The 19,841-nt window shown below is 65.3% G+C and carries 4 protein-coding genes; all 4 read right to left on the minus strand.

Annotation, left to right across the window (positions count from 1 at the left end; genetic code table 11):
• Positions 1 to 60: 60 nt before the first annotated feature.
• The 4 genes from cas9 to NYR58_RS02335 all read right to left on the minus strand — a co-directional run bounded on the left by cas9 (position 61) and on the right by NYR58_RS02335 (position 19,525).
• On the minus strand, positions 61 to 1,437 hold the full coding sequence (cas9, locus tag NYR58_RS02320; protein WP_261518852.1) for a type II CRISPR RNA-guided endonuclease Cas9: 1,377 nt from the start codon (positions 1,435 to 1,437) through the stop codon (positions 61 to 63).
• Positions 1,438 to 2,027: 590 nt separating this feature from the next.
• Complete coding sequence (locus tag NYR58_RS02325) at positions 2,028 to 2,237, minus strand: hypothetical protein (RefSeq protein ID WP_261518854.1); 210 nt, start codon at positions 2,235 to 2,237, stop codon at positions 2,028 to 2,030.
• Entirely contained in the window at positions 2,234 to 11,599 is a 9,366-nt protein-coding gene (locus tag NYR58_RS02330; protein ID WP_261518859.1) for a Tc toxin subunit A-related protein, read from the minus strand. Before NYR58_RS02330 ends, NYR58_RS02325 begins: the two co-directional genes overlap by 4 nt.
• Positions 11,600 to 11,668: 69 nt before the next feature.
• A complete protein-coding gene (locus NYR58_RS02335) occupies positions 11,669 to 19,525 on the minus strand; it encodes a SpvB/TcaC N-terminal domain-containing protein (RefSeq protein WP_261518860.1) in 7,857 nt (2,618 codons plus the stop codon).
• Between the last annotated feature and the right edge of the window lie 316 nt (positions 19,526 to 19,841).

Here is a 19,841-nt window from a genome sequence, read left to right on the forward strand (position 1 = left end):
GCCTATCCGCCTCTCCCAACACCTTAACCGCATCAGGATCATTGGCCGCTCACAGCCCATTCATGCCATCTCCTTGTGCTCGTTCTCCATCACGTCGAGCAAATCGGCAAGCATCGAGCGACCGATATGGCCGTGCCCCTGCGGCAGATGGGCGCTGCTGGCGGCCATAGCGGCTTCCTCCGGGAGACCACATTCCTCGACCAGCCATTCGACCAGCGCCTCCTCATCGGGCTCGGTGAGCAGCTTTTCGACAATCTCGTTCTGGCGTTCGCGCGAGAGGCCGCGCCACGCCTTGCCGAAGCTTTCGCCCTTTCCTGTCTTGGCCAGAACAGCCGCCGTCCTGTCGGGGTCCAGTCCCTTGCGCCCGCCACGCTCCAGATTGAAATGCGCGTCGTCGGTAAGCTTCAGCGCCCTGTGCACCTTCTCGAACGTGACGGTCGACGTCTGTTGAGACAGAAGGTTTGCCAGCGCGTCGCGTTCCTGCAGGCTGAGCTTGCGTGACGGCCGACCCGGGCGCTCCACCTCCAGCGCCGCGATCTCGGAGAGGATGCGAAACCGCTGAAAGAGCGGCAGCGCACGTGGCGCGCGATCTTCCTCGGGGCGGAAGGTGCAGCGCCCAACCAGCGGTTTCTTCAGCGGCCGTTGCGCGATGATGATGCGCTTCAGCCGCTTGAGCAGATCATCCGTCAGTTCCGGGTGGTGCTGCTTCTGCTGTTTCCAGATTTCCTCCAGCTCCTGTTCGATCATGCCCCGCGTCGGATAGAAATCGTAGAGAATCCTGTTGCCCTGCGCGTGCGGGCGGAAGCGGACGCCCTCCGGCCGCGAAGCCGGCGAGCCGTTGCCGTTCTTCCTGCCCAGCCGGCGCCCGAGTCCATCCAAGCGGTGGCCGGCTCGGTCGCAACCATGCCGGCGGGCCAGAAACTCGCCCAGCGTGCGTGCCTTCGCCTCATTGAGTGCAACCTCAAGGGCGCGCATGCCTGCCTTCATGGCGCTCTTCTCACTCTCATCGGCATCGGCGATACGGTTTGAAAAAAAGCCACGGCGCTGGTTGAGATGAAAGATCGCCCGGCCGATCTCGTAGAGGTCAAGGCGTTCGTCGAGGGCGGCGGCCCGTAACCAGTAAGGATCGAGCTTTTCCAGCGCCTTGCGCTCGGATTCATCGGCCGGCATCAGCCCGGCCCCGATCAGTGTTTCCATCAGCCGCTTCTGACGACGCAGGAAGCGATCGCGCCGCCTGCGCATGGCCCGCGCGGCACGCCGGTCGGCAGAAAGCGACTGCTTCGATTGCGGGTCCCTGCCGGCTGCCTCGTTCGGCGTCAGAATGCGCACGCCTCCGTCGAGAACGCCGCAGGGCGCGCCGTCCCCGTCCAACAGAACAGCACACCAGCCGATCGAATTGGTGCCGAGATCAAGACCGAGGCGATATCCCTGAGACATGGCTCCCCCAAGCTTTAATCCGCCTAAGGGAACAATAACACAACAATCACTTGCAATGACAAGATGAATGCGTATTATTTGAGGTAGGGTGACCAAAGCTTAGCCGCTTAGAGATCGAGCGCCACCCGTTAACAAGCACTTCAAGTGCACAAAATTCTCGTAGTCGAGAAGCACGGCGGGCTGCAGCCCGCCGTTCGCTTTTGATCTGTGCTGTTCACCGTCGGCAGGGAGACTTTCCTCACGGCCGTGGATGGCCTCACTGTTGTTGAGACGGCAGGATGCGATCTCGGCCGGACTTGGCAATATAACCCCACAATAACCCGAAGAACCGTTGCCAGGACCCCGCCCGCCTCACCCCAGCCATTCCAATTGAAAACGACGTGATGAAAACTGGAACCCGTTAATTCGGCACAACGTCGCGCATGACGCCAGCCCGCCACTCAACCCTTGCGACGCCTAAAGTATTTTGCAGCCAGATGGAATCATCTGGCGTCGCACAAATGCGGCAAAAACAAAGATTTGGACCGGATCAGCGTTTCAATGAAACGATGAACCGGTCCAGGGCCGGAGCGTGTTCTCCGTCGCCCCCCTCATTCGCCGCGGCGCTGTCCGTGCGTCTCCTCATCCTCCGTTTCGATCACGTGGACGCCGCCGGCCAGGTCGTAGCCCAGTCTTGCGCCGCAGCGCTGGCAGCGCTCGCCATAGCGGCGGACGAGCCCCAGCCATCGCTTCGTCGCGGGCAGCGGCGCGCCGCACCTGGGGCATGTCGGACCGGGGGTCTGGCTGCCTCGCCGGATCATGGGAAATCGACCTTCAGGACAAAGCTCAACTCCTCAAGGCTGGAGACCTGCGCCGGCGGTACGGTGAGGGCCACCGGCGTATCGAGCGCAAGCCCCGCGTGATCGGCAAGGTTGAGGCCCCATTCGGAGGAGAGATTGAGGTTCACGTTGCTGCCGTCGAGACCCACGGTGAAGCTGGCCGGCTTGCCCGCCACGCCCGCCAGCAGGGTGACAGTGCCCAGAACCGGGCCCAACGGCTGGGTGAAGTACGGCAGCCTGTCGCCGGAGATGGTCAGATTGGTCGCGCCGGTGGACTTCAGCTCATGCCAGGCATTGAAGTGGTCGCGCTTGAGATCGACGACGACATGCAGCCCCGTCTTGCCGAGGCCCTGACGCATTTCCTGCAGCTTCTCCTTGAGCGTGGTGCTGGCCAGTTGCCTGAGGGTGCTGCCGCCCTCCCGTGCCGTATAGCGCACATGGATGATGACGTCTGAAATCGTCGAATAGTCGAACTGGCGAATGACGTCGGGCAACTCCAGCCGCCAGGCGCTGATGGCGCCCGTTCCCTCGAAGGGCAGATAGCGATCGTCCCGGAAATCGAGCTGGAAGAGGCCGGCATCGTTCTGGCCCGAGGAGGTGGCCACCGACTGGCTGGTGCCGACATTGTAGACAAAGCGCGCGTCGTTGCCGACCGCCTCCTCATACTCCTCCTTCGGCGTGCCGGCGCCGGCCGCGCGCGCCGTCGAGGCGCGGTAGCGATTGGCGACCTGCGTCAGCCGCGCGCTGACCGAGGAATAGGGCCCGGCCACGCACGGAATCGACACCGCGACCGTGCGGATACGCCGGAAATAATGCCCCGGATGATCCATGTCGTAGAGCGCCTCGGGAATCTCGAAGTCGCACACGCCCGTCGACTTGAAACGGGCGAGCGCCAGCGGGTCGAGCTGGCGCAGCGACACGTGCTTGGTAACCTCGTACTCGCGGCGGTTGATCTCCAGATAGCGCCCTTCCATGCGCCTTATGTCGTGCAGCAGCTTGTTGGCGGTCTGCAGCCCCTTCTTGCGGCTGTCCCAATAGCCAAAGGCCAGGAATGTCTCCGAGGTGCCGAGCTCATGCTGGAAGCAGCGCTCGGCCTTCTTGGCCGTGTCGTAGGCAAGCTGATAGGCACGGTAGTAGACCGACGTCGTCTCGTTGATCATCCACTGGTAGAGTTCCGCGTTCGTATAGCGCTCGCTCAAGGTCTTGGAGATCTTCTCGGCGTTTTCAATCTGCACGTCGTGGACGGCAAGGTCCTTTTCGGCGATGTCGCGGCGCAGCTCGGCAACGACGATCTGCTGGTCGATCTGCCCCATCTCGAGGGCGCTGGTCCTTGCCTGCAGGCCGGCATCGTCGGCGCGCCGGTCGAACCCGCCGAGCGTGGCGGCGCGTGTTGCCTCGTAGGAGGCAATGCCGCTCAATATGTTGAGAACGGTCGCCGCAGCCTCGGCCACCGTGGCGAGCGTCGAGCCGCCGAAGGTGGCATGGATTGCCGGCGAGCCGCCCGCGCCATGTCCGCCGAAGGAGAAGTCGGGAATGATGCCCAGCACGGCCCCCGTGGCGCGCACGACGCCGGCCCCGACCTGATAGGCCTGCGCCTCCCCGAGCTTGTCGAGATTGAGCTGCTCCTTGGCATTGATCCGCTCGAAGGCGGAATAGAAGTCGTGCCGTTCCTTCGTGACCTCACGGCTGCGCCTGATCGCCTCGATCTGCTCCTGTGCCGCGTCGATCTCCATGCGCTTGAGGTCGCGCTGCGCCTTCAGGAGCTTGACCTCGAGGTCGTTGCGCAGAAGGGCAAGCGCCTCGGCATCCTTCTTCTCGAGCGCGCCCAGCAGCGCATTGCCAAGCTGGCGCACCTCCTCGGCAAGCTCGGTGGCCTTGCGGGCCAGAACATGAAACCGATAGGCCGGCAGGGGCGCGTTCATGCCTGCAAGGATGGCGGACAGGTCAAGACCGGCCGCCGCCGCGCGCACCAGCATGCCAGGGTCGATGGGCGGCGCAAAAAGCGTCAGAACCCGCTCCACGCCGTCGATGTTCTGGCTGTTGCGGATCTTGAACAGGCGGTCCTCCACCGTGTCCCAATAGGAAAGCATCTTCTCGTTGGGCGGTACGCAGAAATAGAGGCTGGACAGCGTCACCGGCGGCGGCGGCAGCTCCGCCCCTTCCTCGGGAAGCACGCCGAGATCCGGCAGGTAATTTTCGAGTTCGACGAGCGCATTGCCGAAGGCATCGAGGTCGGCAACCAGCTGGGCATAGGTCTGGGCGCCCGTCTCGACGGGCGAAGCGACCGTTCGGGGCCTTTCGCCCAGGAGTTTCTCCGCCAGAACGTACATCTGTGTCGCCTGTGTGATCGACTCCATCGTGTCCTGGCGGAAAAGATAGTCGCCCCAGTCGATCAGCGTGCCGATATAGCCCATCACCACGGCGCGCTGATAGGCAACGGTGCGGAAGCGCGCCACCACATGCGGGCGGAAGGGCCGTGTCCGCCATTCCTCGATCGCAAATTCGAGATCGGCCCGCTCGGGGCTTGCCGGATCGGCGACATTGGTCAGCAGATTGTCGATGCGCTGCGCGACATACTGGGCGTCCGTCGTCTGGTAGAACGGTTTGGTAACCCAGTATTTCTGGGGAGGCGCCCCCTCCAGCGTTCCCGTCGGGTTGAAGATGCGATGATACCACACCATCGCCTCCTCGAACCGCTGCTCGGAGGCAAGCCGCTTGGCGATCATCAGCGGGGCATGGAAGAACAGTTCCCAATTGTAGAGGCTGTAGCTGCCGTCGGAGGTGAAATCCACATCCTCCACCGGATAGGATTCGACGATGACCGCCGTATTGGGCGCAAAGGTCGTCTCGAACTTGAAGTCCGTCTGCTGAAGCTGGTTGCCGCGCTTCATCATCTCGCCCACGCCATGTTTGTAGAGCGTGGCACGCAGCGGGCAGATCAGCGGGTGATAGAGATTCTTCACCTGCTCGCCGAAATCGAGCTCGCGATAGAGCGCGATTTCGTCGCGAATGTGCAGGAATGCGGGATCGGCCGCCAGTTCGTCCATCACATCGGCAGGATCGGGCGCCGGGCTTGCGCTGAGCTTCGCCACATACTTCGCGACGAGCGCGATGATGTCCTGGATGAGCTGCAGAAAATCCGAGAAGGTTCGCCGCGCCTGGGGCTGGCCACGCCGCGCGTAGAGCCCTGGGACGATCACATAGGCACGCGCCGAATCCTCGAAGAAATAGGGAAGCCAGGTGCCGAGTGGCAGCTTCAGCGAACGCTCGTAGACCGCCACGGATGTCTTGTAGGCATTGGCAAACCAGATCTGGATCAGCACGTAGATGAGGTCGATCAGCGTGAACTGATGGGGGTGCGTGACACGGAACCAGCCAGGCGTCTTGTCGAAGCGCACCACATGCCCCCAGAAGGTGATCATGTTGCGGATGGCGAGCGTGTCGGCCTGATCCTGGCCGACCTCGAAATAGCGCTGCCTCTGCAGGAGGCTGTCCTTGTAGTCGGGATAGAAGTCCGGCAGATAGGTCTTGCCCGTGGATCGAACCTCGGGATAGCCCTTGCAGCCCGTGACATCGAAGATGCCGTCGAGCGTGTGATGCTCCCAGTCGTTGTCGAGAGCGGTGTGGAACAGCCAGATCTGGTCCGAGAACTGGTTGTAGAGCAGATTGAACCGCTTGCGGTCCAGCGCATCGGGATCGGTGGTAAAGCTCTCCGGGGAGACGATGGCATCCTGCGAGATCTTTCGCGGCTTCCACAGCCCGTTGGCATATTCGCTGACGGCAAGCTGGATCCGCAGCCGCGCCTCGGGATTCTGCATCGGCCCGCTGCTGGGTGATTCCGAGACGCCCGGTGTCGTGACATCCTGGTCGGGATTGGTCTCCTCGCTGACAACAGGCCAGGCCAGGTGCAGCCTGTTGTTTCGCACGAAGGCAAGCAGGCTGTCGCTCGTGATGTCGAGCTCGACCGGCATCCACGGCGTCCAGTAGCGCTCCTTCACAAGGCGGCGGTGATAATATTGCGCCGGGTCGCCACCCTTGGTGCGCGCAAAAACATGCATGGTGTGGATATCAGCCTGATGATAGACCGTCACCACCTCTAGGAAGCTGATCCCGTCGAGCCCTTCGAGATAGCGGATAAAGGCATCTTCGGTGGACTGTTCGGTGACCTCGTTCTGCAGCAGCTCTTCCTCGAGCGCCCGGAAAAGCGTCGACTTGTCGTCAAGCAGCTCCGGTTCGATCCAGTTCTCCGGGTGGACGAAGACCTTGCGATTGGCCTCCCAGACCCGGTAGTTGCGCATCCATTTCCACTGTTCCCACCCCGTGTCGGCGGTGTCGGCGGCCGCCTGCGGCTCCAGTCCCATGCGGCTTCGCTCGATGAAAAGCTGCAGCGCCCCGTGCGCCTGGACGATGCGCGAGGACGGCATCTTGGCTTCCATCTCCACATCGATCAGGAAATGATCGAACAGATCGGTGGGCGTCGTCCATTGCGGCCGCTCCGCAAGAAGAAATGCCACCAGCGCATCGCGCTTCTTCGGGCGGATCGCATTGGTGATTTCCGCCAGCGTCGTAAGCCAGACGGACTCGGCATAGCGTGCCTTGAGCGCAACGCGCAGCGACGCCGTCTCGGCCGCGCCCAGGACGGGCTGAACGCAGGCCTGAACCATGGCCACCGTGCCGCCCAGAAGCCGCAGATGCCCCATGCAGCGGCGCAACGCCTCCCATGTTTGCGGCAGCCGCCATGCGTCGAGATTGACCGCCGACCAGCCGAAATGACTGTCGAGGTCGTCGAGTGTCTGGCGGTCATGGCCGGTCAGCCGCACCACCGCGTCGAGCCAGGCGGCCCGCGTGGTCGCACTGCCGGGCAGAAGCAGCTGAAGCGTGGCAGCAAAGGTGACCGGCAGGGCCGGATCGGCGGGGTTCGGCGTCGGCGGAAACGCCTTGAACAGGGTAATGATGCGGGCAAGCTGATCCCATTCGGCATGGCTGACGGCAACCTGCCCGGCCTCGTAGGGGATCGCATCGAGCCGCACCCACCCCATCGCGGTTGCATTGTCGATCAGCCATCCCAGCTCATCGAGGGCGAGGCCGGTGGCACGCGCCAGCGGCAGGAGCTTGTGCAACAGGCGCACGGCGCGGAACTGGTCTGGAAAGGCGGCCTGATTGATTGCCGGCGGCACCGGCGGATCGCCGGCCGTGTCGATCAGAGCGTCATCGCTCAGAACATCGGCAATGCGGGGCGTGGCCGGCCCCGGCTGGCCAAGCACGGCGCGTTCGAGAATGGTCGTGACAAGCTCGGCGTCCTGCCGCGAGAAGGCCGCGAGCGCCTCGGCCAGCGCCTGTCCCTTGGCCAGCGCGTGGAGATGGCGCGCGACGGCTGCCAGCAGCGTGTCGGCCATGGCAAGGCGGGCGGCCTCGAGTGCTGCTCCGGGCGCAGCCGCAGCCACCGCCGCCTGCGCGGCCGCCACACCGGCCGTATCGAAATAGCCCCCCAGCAACTGGCCAAGTGTTGCAGCCGCCGCGGGCTCCGGCGGCGAGCTCCAGTCCGCATCATACATCCGCAGAACCGTGTTCGCCGCATCCTCGGAGAAACCCGGCAGGCGCAACAGCGCGTCCTTGATCGGCGCGCGCAGCTCGTCGGCCGTCCGGTCGGGGTCGAAGGCCGAGCGCGTGTCCGCGAAGGCAGCCTGATAGGCAGCCTGCAGGCCGGCCAACAGCTCCGCAATCTTCGCGTCGGTGGTTTCGCGAACGGCAAGCAGCTCGCCCGCATGCTCCAGCATGAACGGCATCTCCGCGATCTTGAGCGGGCCCGCACGCGCCCGGTCGAGCTCATCGAGAAGATCGAGCATGTTCTGCGGAGCCGCGAAGGGATCGATCCCCGTTCGGGCCATGAGGGTGAGCAGGTCGGCGGCGGAAAGCTTCAGCCGGTCGCACAGCCGCGCGGCCGCATAAAGCCGGCTTAGATTGGCGAAGGTGAGCTGGTCATCGGTCAAGGCACTGCGCAGGCGCTCGAAATTCTCCGCCGTCAGCTTCAGGATCGCCGCCAGCGCCGGGGCCAGAGGCGCAATGGTGCCCCCTGCTCCGACCGCCTCGGGTTTCAGTCCGTCCTCGACATGTCCCAGCGTCGCCTTGTTCAGAAAGATGCGATGGTAGATCGGCAAGGCATCGGAGCCGGTCAGAAGCGCATGTCTGATTTCCCCGAAGCAGGCGGTGAGCTCCTCCGGTTTCATGCCCGTGCGTCCGGCAAGGCGCTGCAGCGCCTCGATGCGCACCAGCGCCGCATTGTCGAGCGTGCCATTGCCCAGATTGGGCTGCACCAACGCTTCGTCGAGCACGACGTCGGCCCAGCCCGTCGCCCGCTGCAGGCGCAGAAAACGGTGAATGCGGTCGAGCGCCGCCGCATCGAGGCCCGCGACCTCCTTCTTCGCCAGATCGCAGCTCAGATCGAGGTGGCGAATGAACAGCGTGCCGGCAGGATCGACGAAGCGCATCTGCAACAGCCGGTCGAGCGCCTCGTAGGAAAGTCCGGTCTTGTCGAGCATGGTCTTGACCACGCTCATGTCGGCCACGACACTGGCCGGCGGCAGCGCCCAGATGCTGCCCTGTCCCGCCGGATTCGGCGCAACGATCAGCGCCCGTATCGCATCGGCAAGCCCCAGGCCCTCCGCGGCGATCTCGTGCGGCGCCGGCGCTCCGCCGGTCGCGAAATCGCGCATGAGCGCGGTACGCTGAAGCCCGAAACGCTCGAAATAGGCGCTCGCCTCGGCATGATTGAGATCGAAGGGCAGCGTGAAGGCGTAGTTGGCGCCAGCCAGGATGGCATAGGCCGCCGCGTTGACATATTCCGGCGCAGCACTCAGATCGGCCGCCAGCCCATGGGTCTGACGCAGGCGGAAGACACGCCAGGCATTGCCCCCCTGGTTGACGAGCTTGGCGGTAAGGCCGGCATCCCTGAGGATCAGATTGCCGTGGATATCCGGGGGTTGGAGGATGGCCGTGTCGCCGATCTCCCAGCCCGCGGCGCGCAGGGTGGCAAGCAATGCCGCCGGCGCCACCCCGGCGGTCAGCGCCCCGTTGTGAGGCACCCCCGGATCAGGCGCGACCTCCGCTTCGAGAAGCTCGCAGACAATGTCGATATAGGGCAGAGGCGTTTCGGCATTTTCGCAGTTCAGGTCGAGATCGGCAATCTCGCCACGCCGCGACAGGAAGACATCCTTGGCCATGTTCACGTGGACCGGCGGCGACTGGGTCAGATCCACCATGTCGCGCTTGTCGAGAAATTCGAGCAGCTCGACGAGATAGGCCGCCGGCGAGAAAACCGACCGGCAATGCGCGCACTTGCAATGGTCGGCCTGGCCGAACAGCGAAGCGAGATTGGGAAAATCGACGCTTGCCGAGGCGGTGAGCGCGGCCAGGTCCCCCGCCGCCGCGGCCGCCGGCGCGGGTGCGGTCGCGCTTTGTATCTCGCCGGCGATCATCAGGGTCGCCGCATGCACGGTCTGGGCGCGTTCGAAGACCGTCCGCGCCTCGCTGCGCGACAGGCCCACCCTCGGCGCGATCACCCCCATGAAGCGCGATCGGCCGCTTGCCACGATGTCAGAGGCAGCGCCGATGCGCTGGGCGAGAAGCTTTTCCGTCCGCTCAAGATCGGGCGCGAGCTTCATGACCCGCTGCACCTTCTTGAGATCGCCAAGAACCTTGCGTTCCCGGCTGCCGGTCAGCCGGTGTTCGGCAAAGAACTTGTCGAGATTGGCGCTCCTGAGGTCAATGTCCGCGTGCCGCTTCAGGATCTCGATTGTGGGGGCCGTGGCGCGCAGCGTCATCGTGCCGCGCTGCAACCGGGAGAGAACCGCCGCCGTCGGCTGCCGGGCCTCCGCCTCGCGTTGGAGCCGCCTTGCCTGCAGGTCGGCCTCGCGGTCGGATACGCCGGCCTTGCGCATGGCCTCCCGCCACTGGGCCGGGCTCAGCGCGGCAAGCCGGGCCTCGCTCATCCGGTTGGCGGCGGCAACGGCTTCGAGGGTAAGGCGCTTGGGCCCGACACTGGCGGCCAGTCTCGCACTTCTGCGCCGCGCCGCAGGTGCGGCTGCATGTCCGCGCGCCCCCTGCTCCTCATCCATAAACGCGCTGGTCGCGGCTTCGAGAAAATCCGAGAAGTTCCCCTTCGCGCCGGCAAGCGCGACAAGCCTCTTGACCGTCTCCGGCCGTGCCGCAAGACGCTCGGCAATCGCGAGCAGCCGATCCGGCAGCACCTCCGTCTGCGCCTTCTCGGCCTCCGGTCGCAGCCTTGCCAGAGCGTCGAGAACCGGCCGCACCTTGCGCCCGGTGCCGGCGGGCACGATGCCGCTCTTGGTGGCCGCCGCCACGTCGCGCCGGATCGCCTTTGCATCGACGAGTGCCGCCTCCAGAAGCAGGCTGTGGGTGTCGTCGTTGATTGCAATGGCAAGGCGCATCGGCCGGTCGGGCACCGGCCGGGCCGGCAACAGCGTGTCCATCCTGAGCAGCGCATAGAACACCTCCGCCGCCGCTCCGGTCTGTCTTGCCATGCGGTGGGCGAGGACGAGATGTTCGAGCCTGGCAGGCGGGGTGCCCGTCTCCCTGGCCAGGAAGGTGATGTCGCGGGTCTGGCGCGTTTCTTTCAGATCGTGAAGATCGACCTTCGCAAGAAGCGGTTTCAGCAGGGCCAGCAGACGCTCGAACTCGCTTTCGGCTTGCGGTACTTCCCGCCTGAGCTCGATGTCGACCCGCTCCTCGGCGCGCGCATTGTAGACGAGCTCCTCGACCCGTGGCTCGTGGAGAAGGGTCTTGCCACGGCCGTCATAGACACGCAGCAGAAGATCGGCGCGATCCTTTTCGGCATGCGCGAAGGCATCGCGGCGGTATCCGATGGCGTAGCGGCCGTCCCTGCCCGTCTTCGCCTCGCCCAGAAGCTGCTCCTCGCGCAGGCCCCGGTCGAAGGCGCGCACAATCACGCCTGAGGCGGGCCGCTTCCTCGGCCCCACCGTCACCCGCCCGAACACACAGCGCCCCCCGTCCACCTGCCTGCCTTCACGGTCGAGCGCGGCATGCAGCGCCAGCCCGTCCGGCTTGTCCCCCGGCTGCCAGCGCACCGGCGGCTCGACCCGTACGAAGCTGCCCTGATGGACGACCCGAAGCTCCAGCGGCTGCCTTCTTTCCTTCAGCATCGCGACGGTGCTCTCGGGCAGGACGATGGAGAAAACCCCGCCGCGCCTGACCAGGCCCGCCCCCACCCGGACCGGTCCTGCCGGGTTCCACGCCTCGACGCGCGCATTCGTCAGACCCGTCGCGCCACCGATGGCCACAAGGCGGCCGGAAAGGATCGTGTCCATAGCTCATTCCCCAACTGTTTGCTCCGGCCGTTGCGGAGCGGTTTCGATCGAGAGCGGGGCAGACAGACGTCAATGGGCGTAACAGACCTGCTCCTCGGTATCGTAGTAACCCTCTGCGACGCAGACGCCGTATTCCGACTCGTCCGTGGCGTATGTCTGCTCCGGCTGACTGCTGTAGGAGGCCGCCGGCTCCTCGCTGAACAGAATGGGCGCTTCGCTGACCGGCGGCTCGATGCTGATTGAGACCTCGGGCTCGCTTGTCACCTGCGAACCGACTGCCGTGACGGCCGCAAGTCCCGCGCTTGCCTGGGCGATCGGTGTCACCACCTGCGGGGACTGCAGCGCAGTGACGGCAAAAGCCGTGCTTGGCGTGCTGAGCGAAGGTGCCACCACACCCGCCTCCCGCAGCACCGATGTTGCGTAGGTCGTGCAGTTGTTGCCCAGATAGCTGTAGAGACCGGCATTGCCGCCACCTGCCTCGGCCGCCACCGTGAAAGCGCGCGCCGCCTGCGCCTGGGCCTGGGTGACGGGCACCGTCACCGTCAGGTAGCCGCTGGCCGGCCCCCCGCGCGAGGCGACGACGGTTGCATTCGTGCCGGGAGAGGCGACACGCGACATGCCGCCCGACACCTCGTCGAGGCTGCCCACCACCAGATGCGACCAGGTGGTGGTGCCTTCCGTGGTCACACCCACCATGTTGTGACCGGTCGGCAGGCCAGGCTTGAAGGCCAGGGTCACGCTGCTGGCCGCTTCGTCCGCACCGCCCGTGACGGCGCGTGCCACCGTGGGGGCTGCGGTCGCCGCTTCATCCGCGCTGCCCGCCACCGAGGCTGCAACCGTCGGCGCGCGGGTGATCGCCGAGGCGCCCAGCGAGCCGACGATGCTGATCCCCGCATCGGTCAGGTTGGCCGCCGAGCGGCTCATGCCGGCATGTTGCAGGCCCTGCGAGGTCAGTGTATCGACCTGCTCTCCGTTCCACATGGTGCGCGCGCCGGAAACCGTCACGTCAGCGCCATGGGCGGTGACCACCCCGCCGGCGGCAATCAGCGCCACGCCGACCCCGAATTCGGAGGTTGCGACACCCGCCACGACGAGCGCGCCACCGGCCACCGTCTCCAATGCGCCGCCCACCATCTTGACGCCGCCAAGAAAACGATCCCATCCATCACGCCCGCTCGGATCGGCAAGCCGGATCGGATTGCCCGAAACATACTGATAGTCGTTGATCCCGTCCCTGAGCGCGGCGGGGTCCGGCTTTGTCCATCGTGCCAGCCATGGGCAGTAGTAGCGGGCATTGTGATGGGAAAGGCCGCTTTCCTCGTCGCGCTCCATGCCGCTGTAGCGATAGCGCCGCACGGCGACCACGAGGACGGCACCCATCGCCTGATAGGCAGTCGTGCCATAGGGGTGATATTCCTCGTGGCTCAGCGTTTGCCCAAGCGCATCGAGCTCCATCACCGAGGAGCCGAGGTGATTGGAAAGCTGGTACCGCGTCACCTCGGCCGGCGTTCCGTCGTTCACGCCATTGCGGCTTTCGATCAACGCCACGCGCTCGCGCTCGTCCGTCACCGAGACCGTTCGCCGCTCAAGGCCCGCCGTGGCCCCTGCATGGCTGCGGTAGATTTCCACCCCCGGGAGATAGAGCCGCTCCTCCTTGCGGGCCGGCTGGGCGCCTGCCCCCGCGGCGCTGTCGGTCACCTTGCGGATGCGCAGGCCGTCATGATCATAGACGTAATAGGTCGTCTCCGGCGTTCCCGCTGCCACCGATTGTCGCGCCGTTGCCACCAGTTCGTCCCGGAAGCCGAACGCCATCACCGCCAGATGCGGCATCTGGCGGATGAAGCCGTGCGCCGGGTGATGGTCGTAGACATAGGTTCGCGCGCCGATGCTGGTGGACACAAGCCTGTTGGTCGCGCCCTCATAGGCATAGGTGCGCGTGTAGCCGCCGCCCGGCGCGGTATGGACAAGGCGCCTGATGTTGCCCACGGGGTCGTAGAGGAAACTCTGGCTGTAGGCGCGCCAGGCCATGGCGTCGCCCGGCTGATGCTGCACGCGGTAGGGCCCGTCGTTCCAGTTGTCGGAACCGCCGAAATCGCCATTGGCCTGCTGGCCGGCATGCTCCCGCCCCTGCGCCGAGACAAGCCTGTAGAGCGGATCGTAGCCATAGCGGTTGAGCGCGGCAATCTTGGCATTGGCGAAGAAGACCGCCGGGATCGCCCGGTCCTCCTGATGGGTAAGATTGCCGGCGCAATCATGCGTATAGGAAAGATCCTGTGCCAGGGCACCGTTGCCCTTGACCGTGGAAAGGCCGGTGAGACGGAAGTTCAGCGGGTCATAGCGATAGCTTGTACGCGCGCCATTGCCGTAGCCGATCGCCTGCCGCTGGCCGCGTGCGTCATAGGCGATGTCGGTGACGATCTGCTGCATGGCCCCGCCGGCCGGAGTGGCCTCGACGGTCTCAAGCAGGTTGCCGGGATTGTAGCGGCGCACGATGCGGCTGCCGTCAGGCCCCGTCGTCTCCGTAACGCGGTTCAGCGCGTCGTAGCTGTGGCGGGTGACATGCGTCTCGGCCTCCAGCGGCGCGAAAGGATCGCCCGACCAGTCGACGACGTTGCGATAGTCGATGGCAAAGCGGCGCGCCGTCTCAAGCGGATTGTCCTTGCCGTCATAGGCCGTCCATTCGGCCATGCCGCCGGTATCCCAGCGGCGGAAAAGCTTGCCGCGCAGCCCGCGCTGCCGATCGTTGGCCACGCCCTCGCCATAGGCGGCACGCATCACGATCACATCGAGCGCAAGAGGCCCGTCGCCGCCACGCAGCCTCTCCTGCAGCGGGCGCTGCATGGCATCATAGGCAAAGAGAAGCGTATGGCCGCGTTGATCCCATTTGATGAGCGGCTTGCCGGTGACGGTCGGCAGCATCCACCGGCTGCCGCCATCCATGGCTGTCTGCACCAGCCGGCGGCCTGCAAGGTCATAACGGTAGGCGATCGGGCTGTTGCCGCGCGCGTCGATCACCTCGCGTACATTGCCCTCGACATCCAGCACAACGGTGGTGGCAAAAAGCAGCGCCTTTCCGCCGGCATCAAAGCCTGCATGTTCGAGCGACAGGATCGGACGGGCAAGGGAATCGAACAGCAATGTCGTCGGCGTGTTCGCATAGATCTCCGCCTGCCGTGCGGCATCTTCCTCCGTTGCCGGATCGCGGCCCTGCGCCAGAAGCTCGGCGTCGATCAGGCGGCCCACGCGCTCGCCATGCCAGCGCGAGTCGAGCACCGTATCGCCGGGGTCGTAGGCGGTGGTCTGCCAGGCATCGAACTCGGTCCTCATGAAGGTTCCGTCGGGCAGATCGGTGCGGATCAGGCGGCCCGGCGCATCATAGGTCATGACGGCGCTGACGCCGGTCGCCACCAGTTCCGGCAGCGTTTCATAAGCCGGCGTCACTGAGAAATAGGGCTCGTAGCGCCTGACGGGAGTGCCCTTGTTGTTGAGCACCAGCCGCCCGGTGCCCACCCAGCGCAGCCGCGGGGGAGCCATGGCCGCGGTATCGGTGTCGACGATGCTCACCGCACCCGCGGCGCCGGCGACGACCTGGCGCGCCATGCCTGGCTCCGCCTGGGTCTTGGTCATGGCAAGCGCGCCGGAACCGTCGGTGTACTGATAGGTCAGGTGGATCGGCGAATTGGGGTCGGCGGCGTGGTGCCGCTCGCGCACGATGGTCACCGCCACGGCGGGCTCGCCGCGCGTCCGCCACGCATCGAGGTCGTAGGCAAATCGCATGGTGGCGTGTGCCAGAAGCTGGCGGGCCGCGCCCTCGATTGCCAGCGAGTCCGAACCCGTCGCAACGGCCTGCACCAGCGCGGCTTCCGCCGCGCTCTCGGCAGGGATGCCGGAAAGGTCGTCACTGACCTCGCGCTCGGCAACGCCATCGCCATCGAGATCCTTGCCGAGGAAAGCCTGCGCCTTCACCAGGGCCAGTTCGTCGGAGACAATCGCGGAGAGATTGTCGTTGGCATCGCGGATGACGAGGGGCGAAAGCAGGCGGAAATCGTGTGCCTCCACACGCACGCGATTGCCCGCCGCGTCGGTCGTCTCCTCGATGAACAGGAAGTAGTCCTTGTGATAGCGGACCTGGGTTTCCGAGCCGAAGGGGTCGATATAGGCCACGGGCCGGTAGAAACGCTGGCGCACATGGGCAAGGGTTTCGCCCGGCCGGCGGTAGCGCGCGGTCCCCGTCGGTATCCACCACATGGCGTCGGCAAACACGTAGCCGCCGGGCGGCAGGTCCGCCGCGGGGTCTGCAACACGCGCGCCGTAGAGCGCGGCAAGAAGGCTCGGCGTGAAGGCGCCCACCTGTCCCTGATAGATCAGCCCGTGGGAGGATTGCTGATGCAAAGGCAGCGGCCCCGACACCGCCTCGTCGTAATAAAGGGTGCGCTGGTGCTCGATCAGCCGGCGCGAAACCCCGCCACCGGAGAGCCCCTCGAAGGGCACCTCCAGGGTTGCCGGATCGTCGAGCACATGGGCCAGCTCGCCGACGGTGAAAAGCCGGTCCGCCGGGAACAGCCCGCTGATCTCGAAGGTCTCGACGCTCGAAGGAACGCGCGTGCGCCAGGCATCGGGCAGATCGACATCGTTTGTGTAGCGGTTGCGCGAGATGAGAATACGGGTGCGGGTCTGCACGGCCTCGGCGCGGCTCAGCGCATCGGCAAACGCGCCCTGCAGCTGCGCTGCCTCCTCGAGACCGGAAAAATCCGTCGCCTCAGCGGCAAAGACATCCGCCGCAGCAGCGGCTCGGGCCGGAGCGCGCCCGTAGGCGATGTTGGCCTTGCGCAACACATTGCCGAGCTCGTCGATCTCCAGATTGAGCGCGTGCTCGATGCGCGGATCGTCGAGACGCCGCTCATAGGTCATCCGCAGCGCCTCGTCCTCGGCAACCGCAAAGACCGCATGGGGGTTTGGGCCGCGCGGCTGCAACACCTGCACATGGCAGGTGTGGGTGTCGACCACATAGGGGATCATCTGCCGCTGAAGCGCAGCCGCGCTGGCGCCCATCCGGGGCGCGTCCAATCCGAAGACCTCCTGCCGCAGGACCAGGCTCTTGCACGCCCTCAGAACCTCGCGCCGCTCCTCGGCGGAGAGCCTGTCGAGGAACTGCGCATCGGCAATGGTCGGCGCGGCGACAATCCGGCCGTCGGGCAGCGCCGGCTCCGTGGTGGCGGGCGGGGCGGCAGGGAAGGCGCGCCGATAGGCGCTTTGCCAATACTCATCCTCAAACTGGGTGAGGATGCGTTCCTGCCGGTCCCAGGCACCGACATGATACCAAGTGCGGGTAAGCGTGGGCGCCTGGAACAGCTCGCGGGACTGCTCAAGATTCGTTCCGGCTGCGTTCAGCCGCCAGGTCTCGTAGTCCTCGCTGTCGCGGCGGTCAACACGTCCGAAGCCCCTGAATTCCCGCTCCTCGGGGTCCCAGTAGCCGTGGTGATAGGTGTAGGTCGAGCTGCGCCGCGCGCCTGTGACATGCTCGGTGATCGTCTCCCGGGCCACCACATGGACCGGGAAGGGCATGCGGGTGACCCATGGCGTGCCCGCCTCCTTGTCGGCCAGATAGAAATGGGTGGAAGCACGGTATTCGAGCGCCGTTTCCTTGCCCATGTTGTTGATGTAGCGCGTCAGGAGGTGCGGCTTGCGCCCGCCCATCAGATCGACATAGCGCAAAGGCGCCTGCCCCGGCAGGCTCGACGACCATGCAAGGCAGGCCGTGCCACGCCCGAACAGGTCCGCCACCTGCAGGTTCTCGGCAGGCCCCAGTGGCGGAATGCCGTCGAGCACGACAGGCGCACTCCAGCCATTGCCGGCCTGGTTGAGCCAGGCACGCACCGCATCGCCCCCCAGATAGACGAGATCCGCCTCCCCCGTGCCGCTGATGTCGGCAAGGCGCAGCTTCGTGGGATCGAAACGATCCGGCGTGTCGAAAACCGGTGCGCCAGACATGGCGACCTTGGCGCCGAACCGCCCGAAGCCCATGTTGGGCCAATAGCAGATCTCGCCACTGCGGATGCGGACGATGTCGGCAAGCCCGTCCCCGTTCATGTCGGCGAGAAAGACGCTCTGGCGGCTTTCCGAGAAGACGACCGTCGGGCCCTGTTCCTCGTTCAGCGCCTTGAGCACCCTTTCGGCCGCCTTGAAGCCCCGCCGGCCCTGCGAGGCCCGCCAAAGAAACGCCTCATCCTCGGCGATCAGAATGCCGAGCTTGCCATCGCCGGCGAGATCGATGCGGCGGATCGACGGATCGCGCAGGTCGAGATTGGTCTCCTGCTCGAACGGCCGGAATCCTTCCCAGGCTTCGTCAGGCCCAAGGGCGAAATATCCGCCCCCCTGAGGCCCGTGGACAACAAGCTGCTTCTCGCCGCTGGCGTCGAGGTCCTCGATCGTCACTTCGCTCGCGTTGAGGCCGGACAGGTTGGGACGCGCCGACAGGATGTGCCCGCGCTCGAAGGAGAGCTGGCCCGTGCCGGCGCGGTCCCCGCGATTGTGCTTGTAGATCCAGGCGTTGCCGCTTTCGGTCAGGATGCCGGCAATCCCTTCGCCATACAGATCGACGAACTGGTAGGGCGGAAAGAGCCCGATCGGCGCATCGACAAGATCCTCGCGGCCCGCCACGCGCACTGTCATGTCCCACTCGGCCTGCTGATAGTCGAAGCCCAGCGGCGGGACGGCCTTGCGCGCATAGCTGCCATTGGCGCGCCGGATATAGCCGGCCTGTTCCAGCGCGGTCAGGTGGGTGGCCGATGCCTGTCCGAAGCCGTTTACCGTTGCCGGCGTGTAGGTGATATCGAGCGAGCGCACCAGCACGCCCGAGCCAAGCGCCTCGTCGGGGAAATGATGAAACATCAGGACCCGCCGGCACAGACGGGCCGTGCGGATCTCGAACCCGGCCCGGAAGCTCGAGAAGGCATCCGCCCGGTAGTCCCAGCTCAGCCCCGGCGTCTCGGCCGGCCCGGGGATGGCGGGATCGTGCTCCCCATAGTCGAACACGACCTCGAAATGAAACGCCGGATCGGCCGGCGGCGGGGGATCGAAAGGGCGCGCCGGATCGGGATGATAGGGCGCATGGTTGCCGTAGGCGATGCGCTTCGGATAGGCGTTGGTGAAGGGGGCGGTCCCGTTGAGCCGGTTGGCCTCGGCGGCGGTGGCCGGCATGTTGTCGGCGTTCTCCGCCTTGTAGGAATAGGCAATCCAGTTGCCCTTGTTGTCATAGCTGAACTCGGGCAGCCAACGGAAAATCCTGCCGGGATCCTGCGGATCGGCGATGCGCGCGGCGGGGCTGCGGCCATAGATGGTCACCGTGTTGGTGCGGTCGGTCACCTTCCAGTATTCCCCATGCGCCGCATGGGCGATCCGCTCGATACGCGCGAAATCGCCGGCAACCCGCGGCCGGTAGCGCCGCACGCGATAGCCGTCGGACACGCCCTCGACAGGGCGCCAGTCCCCCGGCGCGTGCTCTTCGAGCTCCGGCACGAGATCCTCCGCGCCGACGATCACGAAGACGTCTTCATCCGGCGCGGCGAGGTAGCGCGGCAGCCCCCTGTCGGTCTTGCGCTGGATGGAGGAAAGCCCGAGGCTCCAGCCCATGCCGAACGGGCCGTTGCCGCCCCCAGAGGAGTAGGAAAGGTCGATCTTCGGCGTATAGGCTTCGCGGTTTGGCGTGAACGGCAGCCTTACCGTCAGAAAGGCTGTCCCGTTCGAGGCGTTGACCGCAAACTTCTCGTCGATGCCGCGCAGCGCCCCGCCGCCCTTCGGCAACTGCAACTGCGGGATCTCGATCTGCTCCAGATCGGTCTGACGCTCGGGAATGATGCCTGCCAGGCCCTTTGGGGGGTCGACGCCCGACTGGTCGCGAGACTCGGGCCCGTCATCGCTGCGCATGGCTTCCCCTTTATATGGGATATACAAATCTATCACATATGTTTTCAGCTCACTACGCAAATTGAGAGATTTATTATCAACCTTTGTTTCAGATATATATTTTACAAATAAAACATAGATTTGTATTCGATTTCTACTTAAATGGAAACCTGTGTATCCCGCCAGTCACAAGGGCGTATACGGCAACGCGGTTGCGGAACTCCCGCAGGTCCGGCCGGTCTGCGCCCCGATGAGGCGATTGGAAGCGCCGTTCAGCACGGGAAGTTCTTGATCCTTGTCCCGAGATCTCGACAAGTGAGAGGGTATTCTGGAATGA

The sequence above is a fragment of the Chelativorans intermedius genome, assembly GCF_025398255.1.
GTDB classification, from domain to species: Bacteria; Pseudomonadota; Alphaproteobacteria; order Rhizobiales; family Rhizobiaceae; genus Chelativorans; species Chelativorans intermedius.

Coding starts and splice junctions, on each gene's coding strand:
- NYR58_RS02335 (WP_261518860.1), bottom strand. CDS start 19,525: ATGCGCAGCGATGACGGGCCCGAGTCTCGCGACCAGTCGGGCGTCGAC.
- cas9 (WP_261518852.1), bottom strand. CDS start 1,437: ATGTCTCAGGGATATCGCCTCGGTCTTGATCTCGGCACCAATTCGATC.
- NYR58_RS02325 (WP_261518854.1), bottom strand. CDS start 2,237: ATGATCCGGCGAGGCAGCCAGACCCCCGGTCCGACATGCCCCAGGTGC.
- NYR58_RS02330 (WP_261518859.1), bottom strand. CDS start 11,599: ATGGACACGATCCTTTCCGGCCGCCTTGTGGCCATCGGTGGCGCGACG.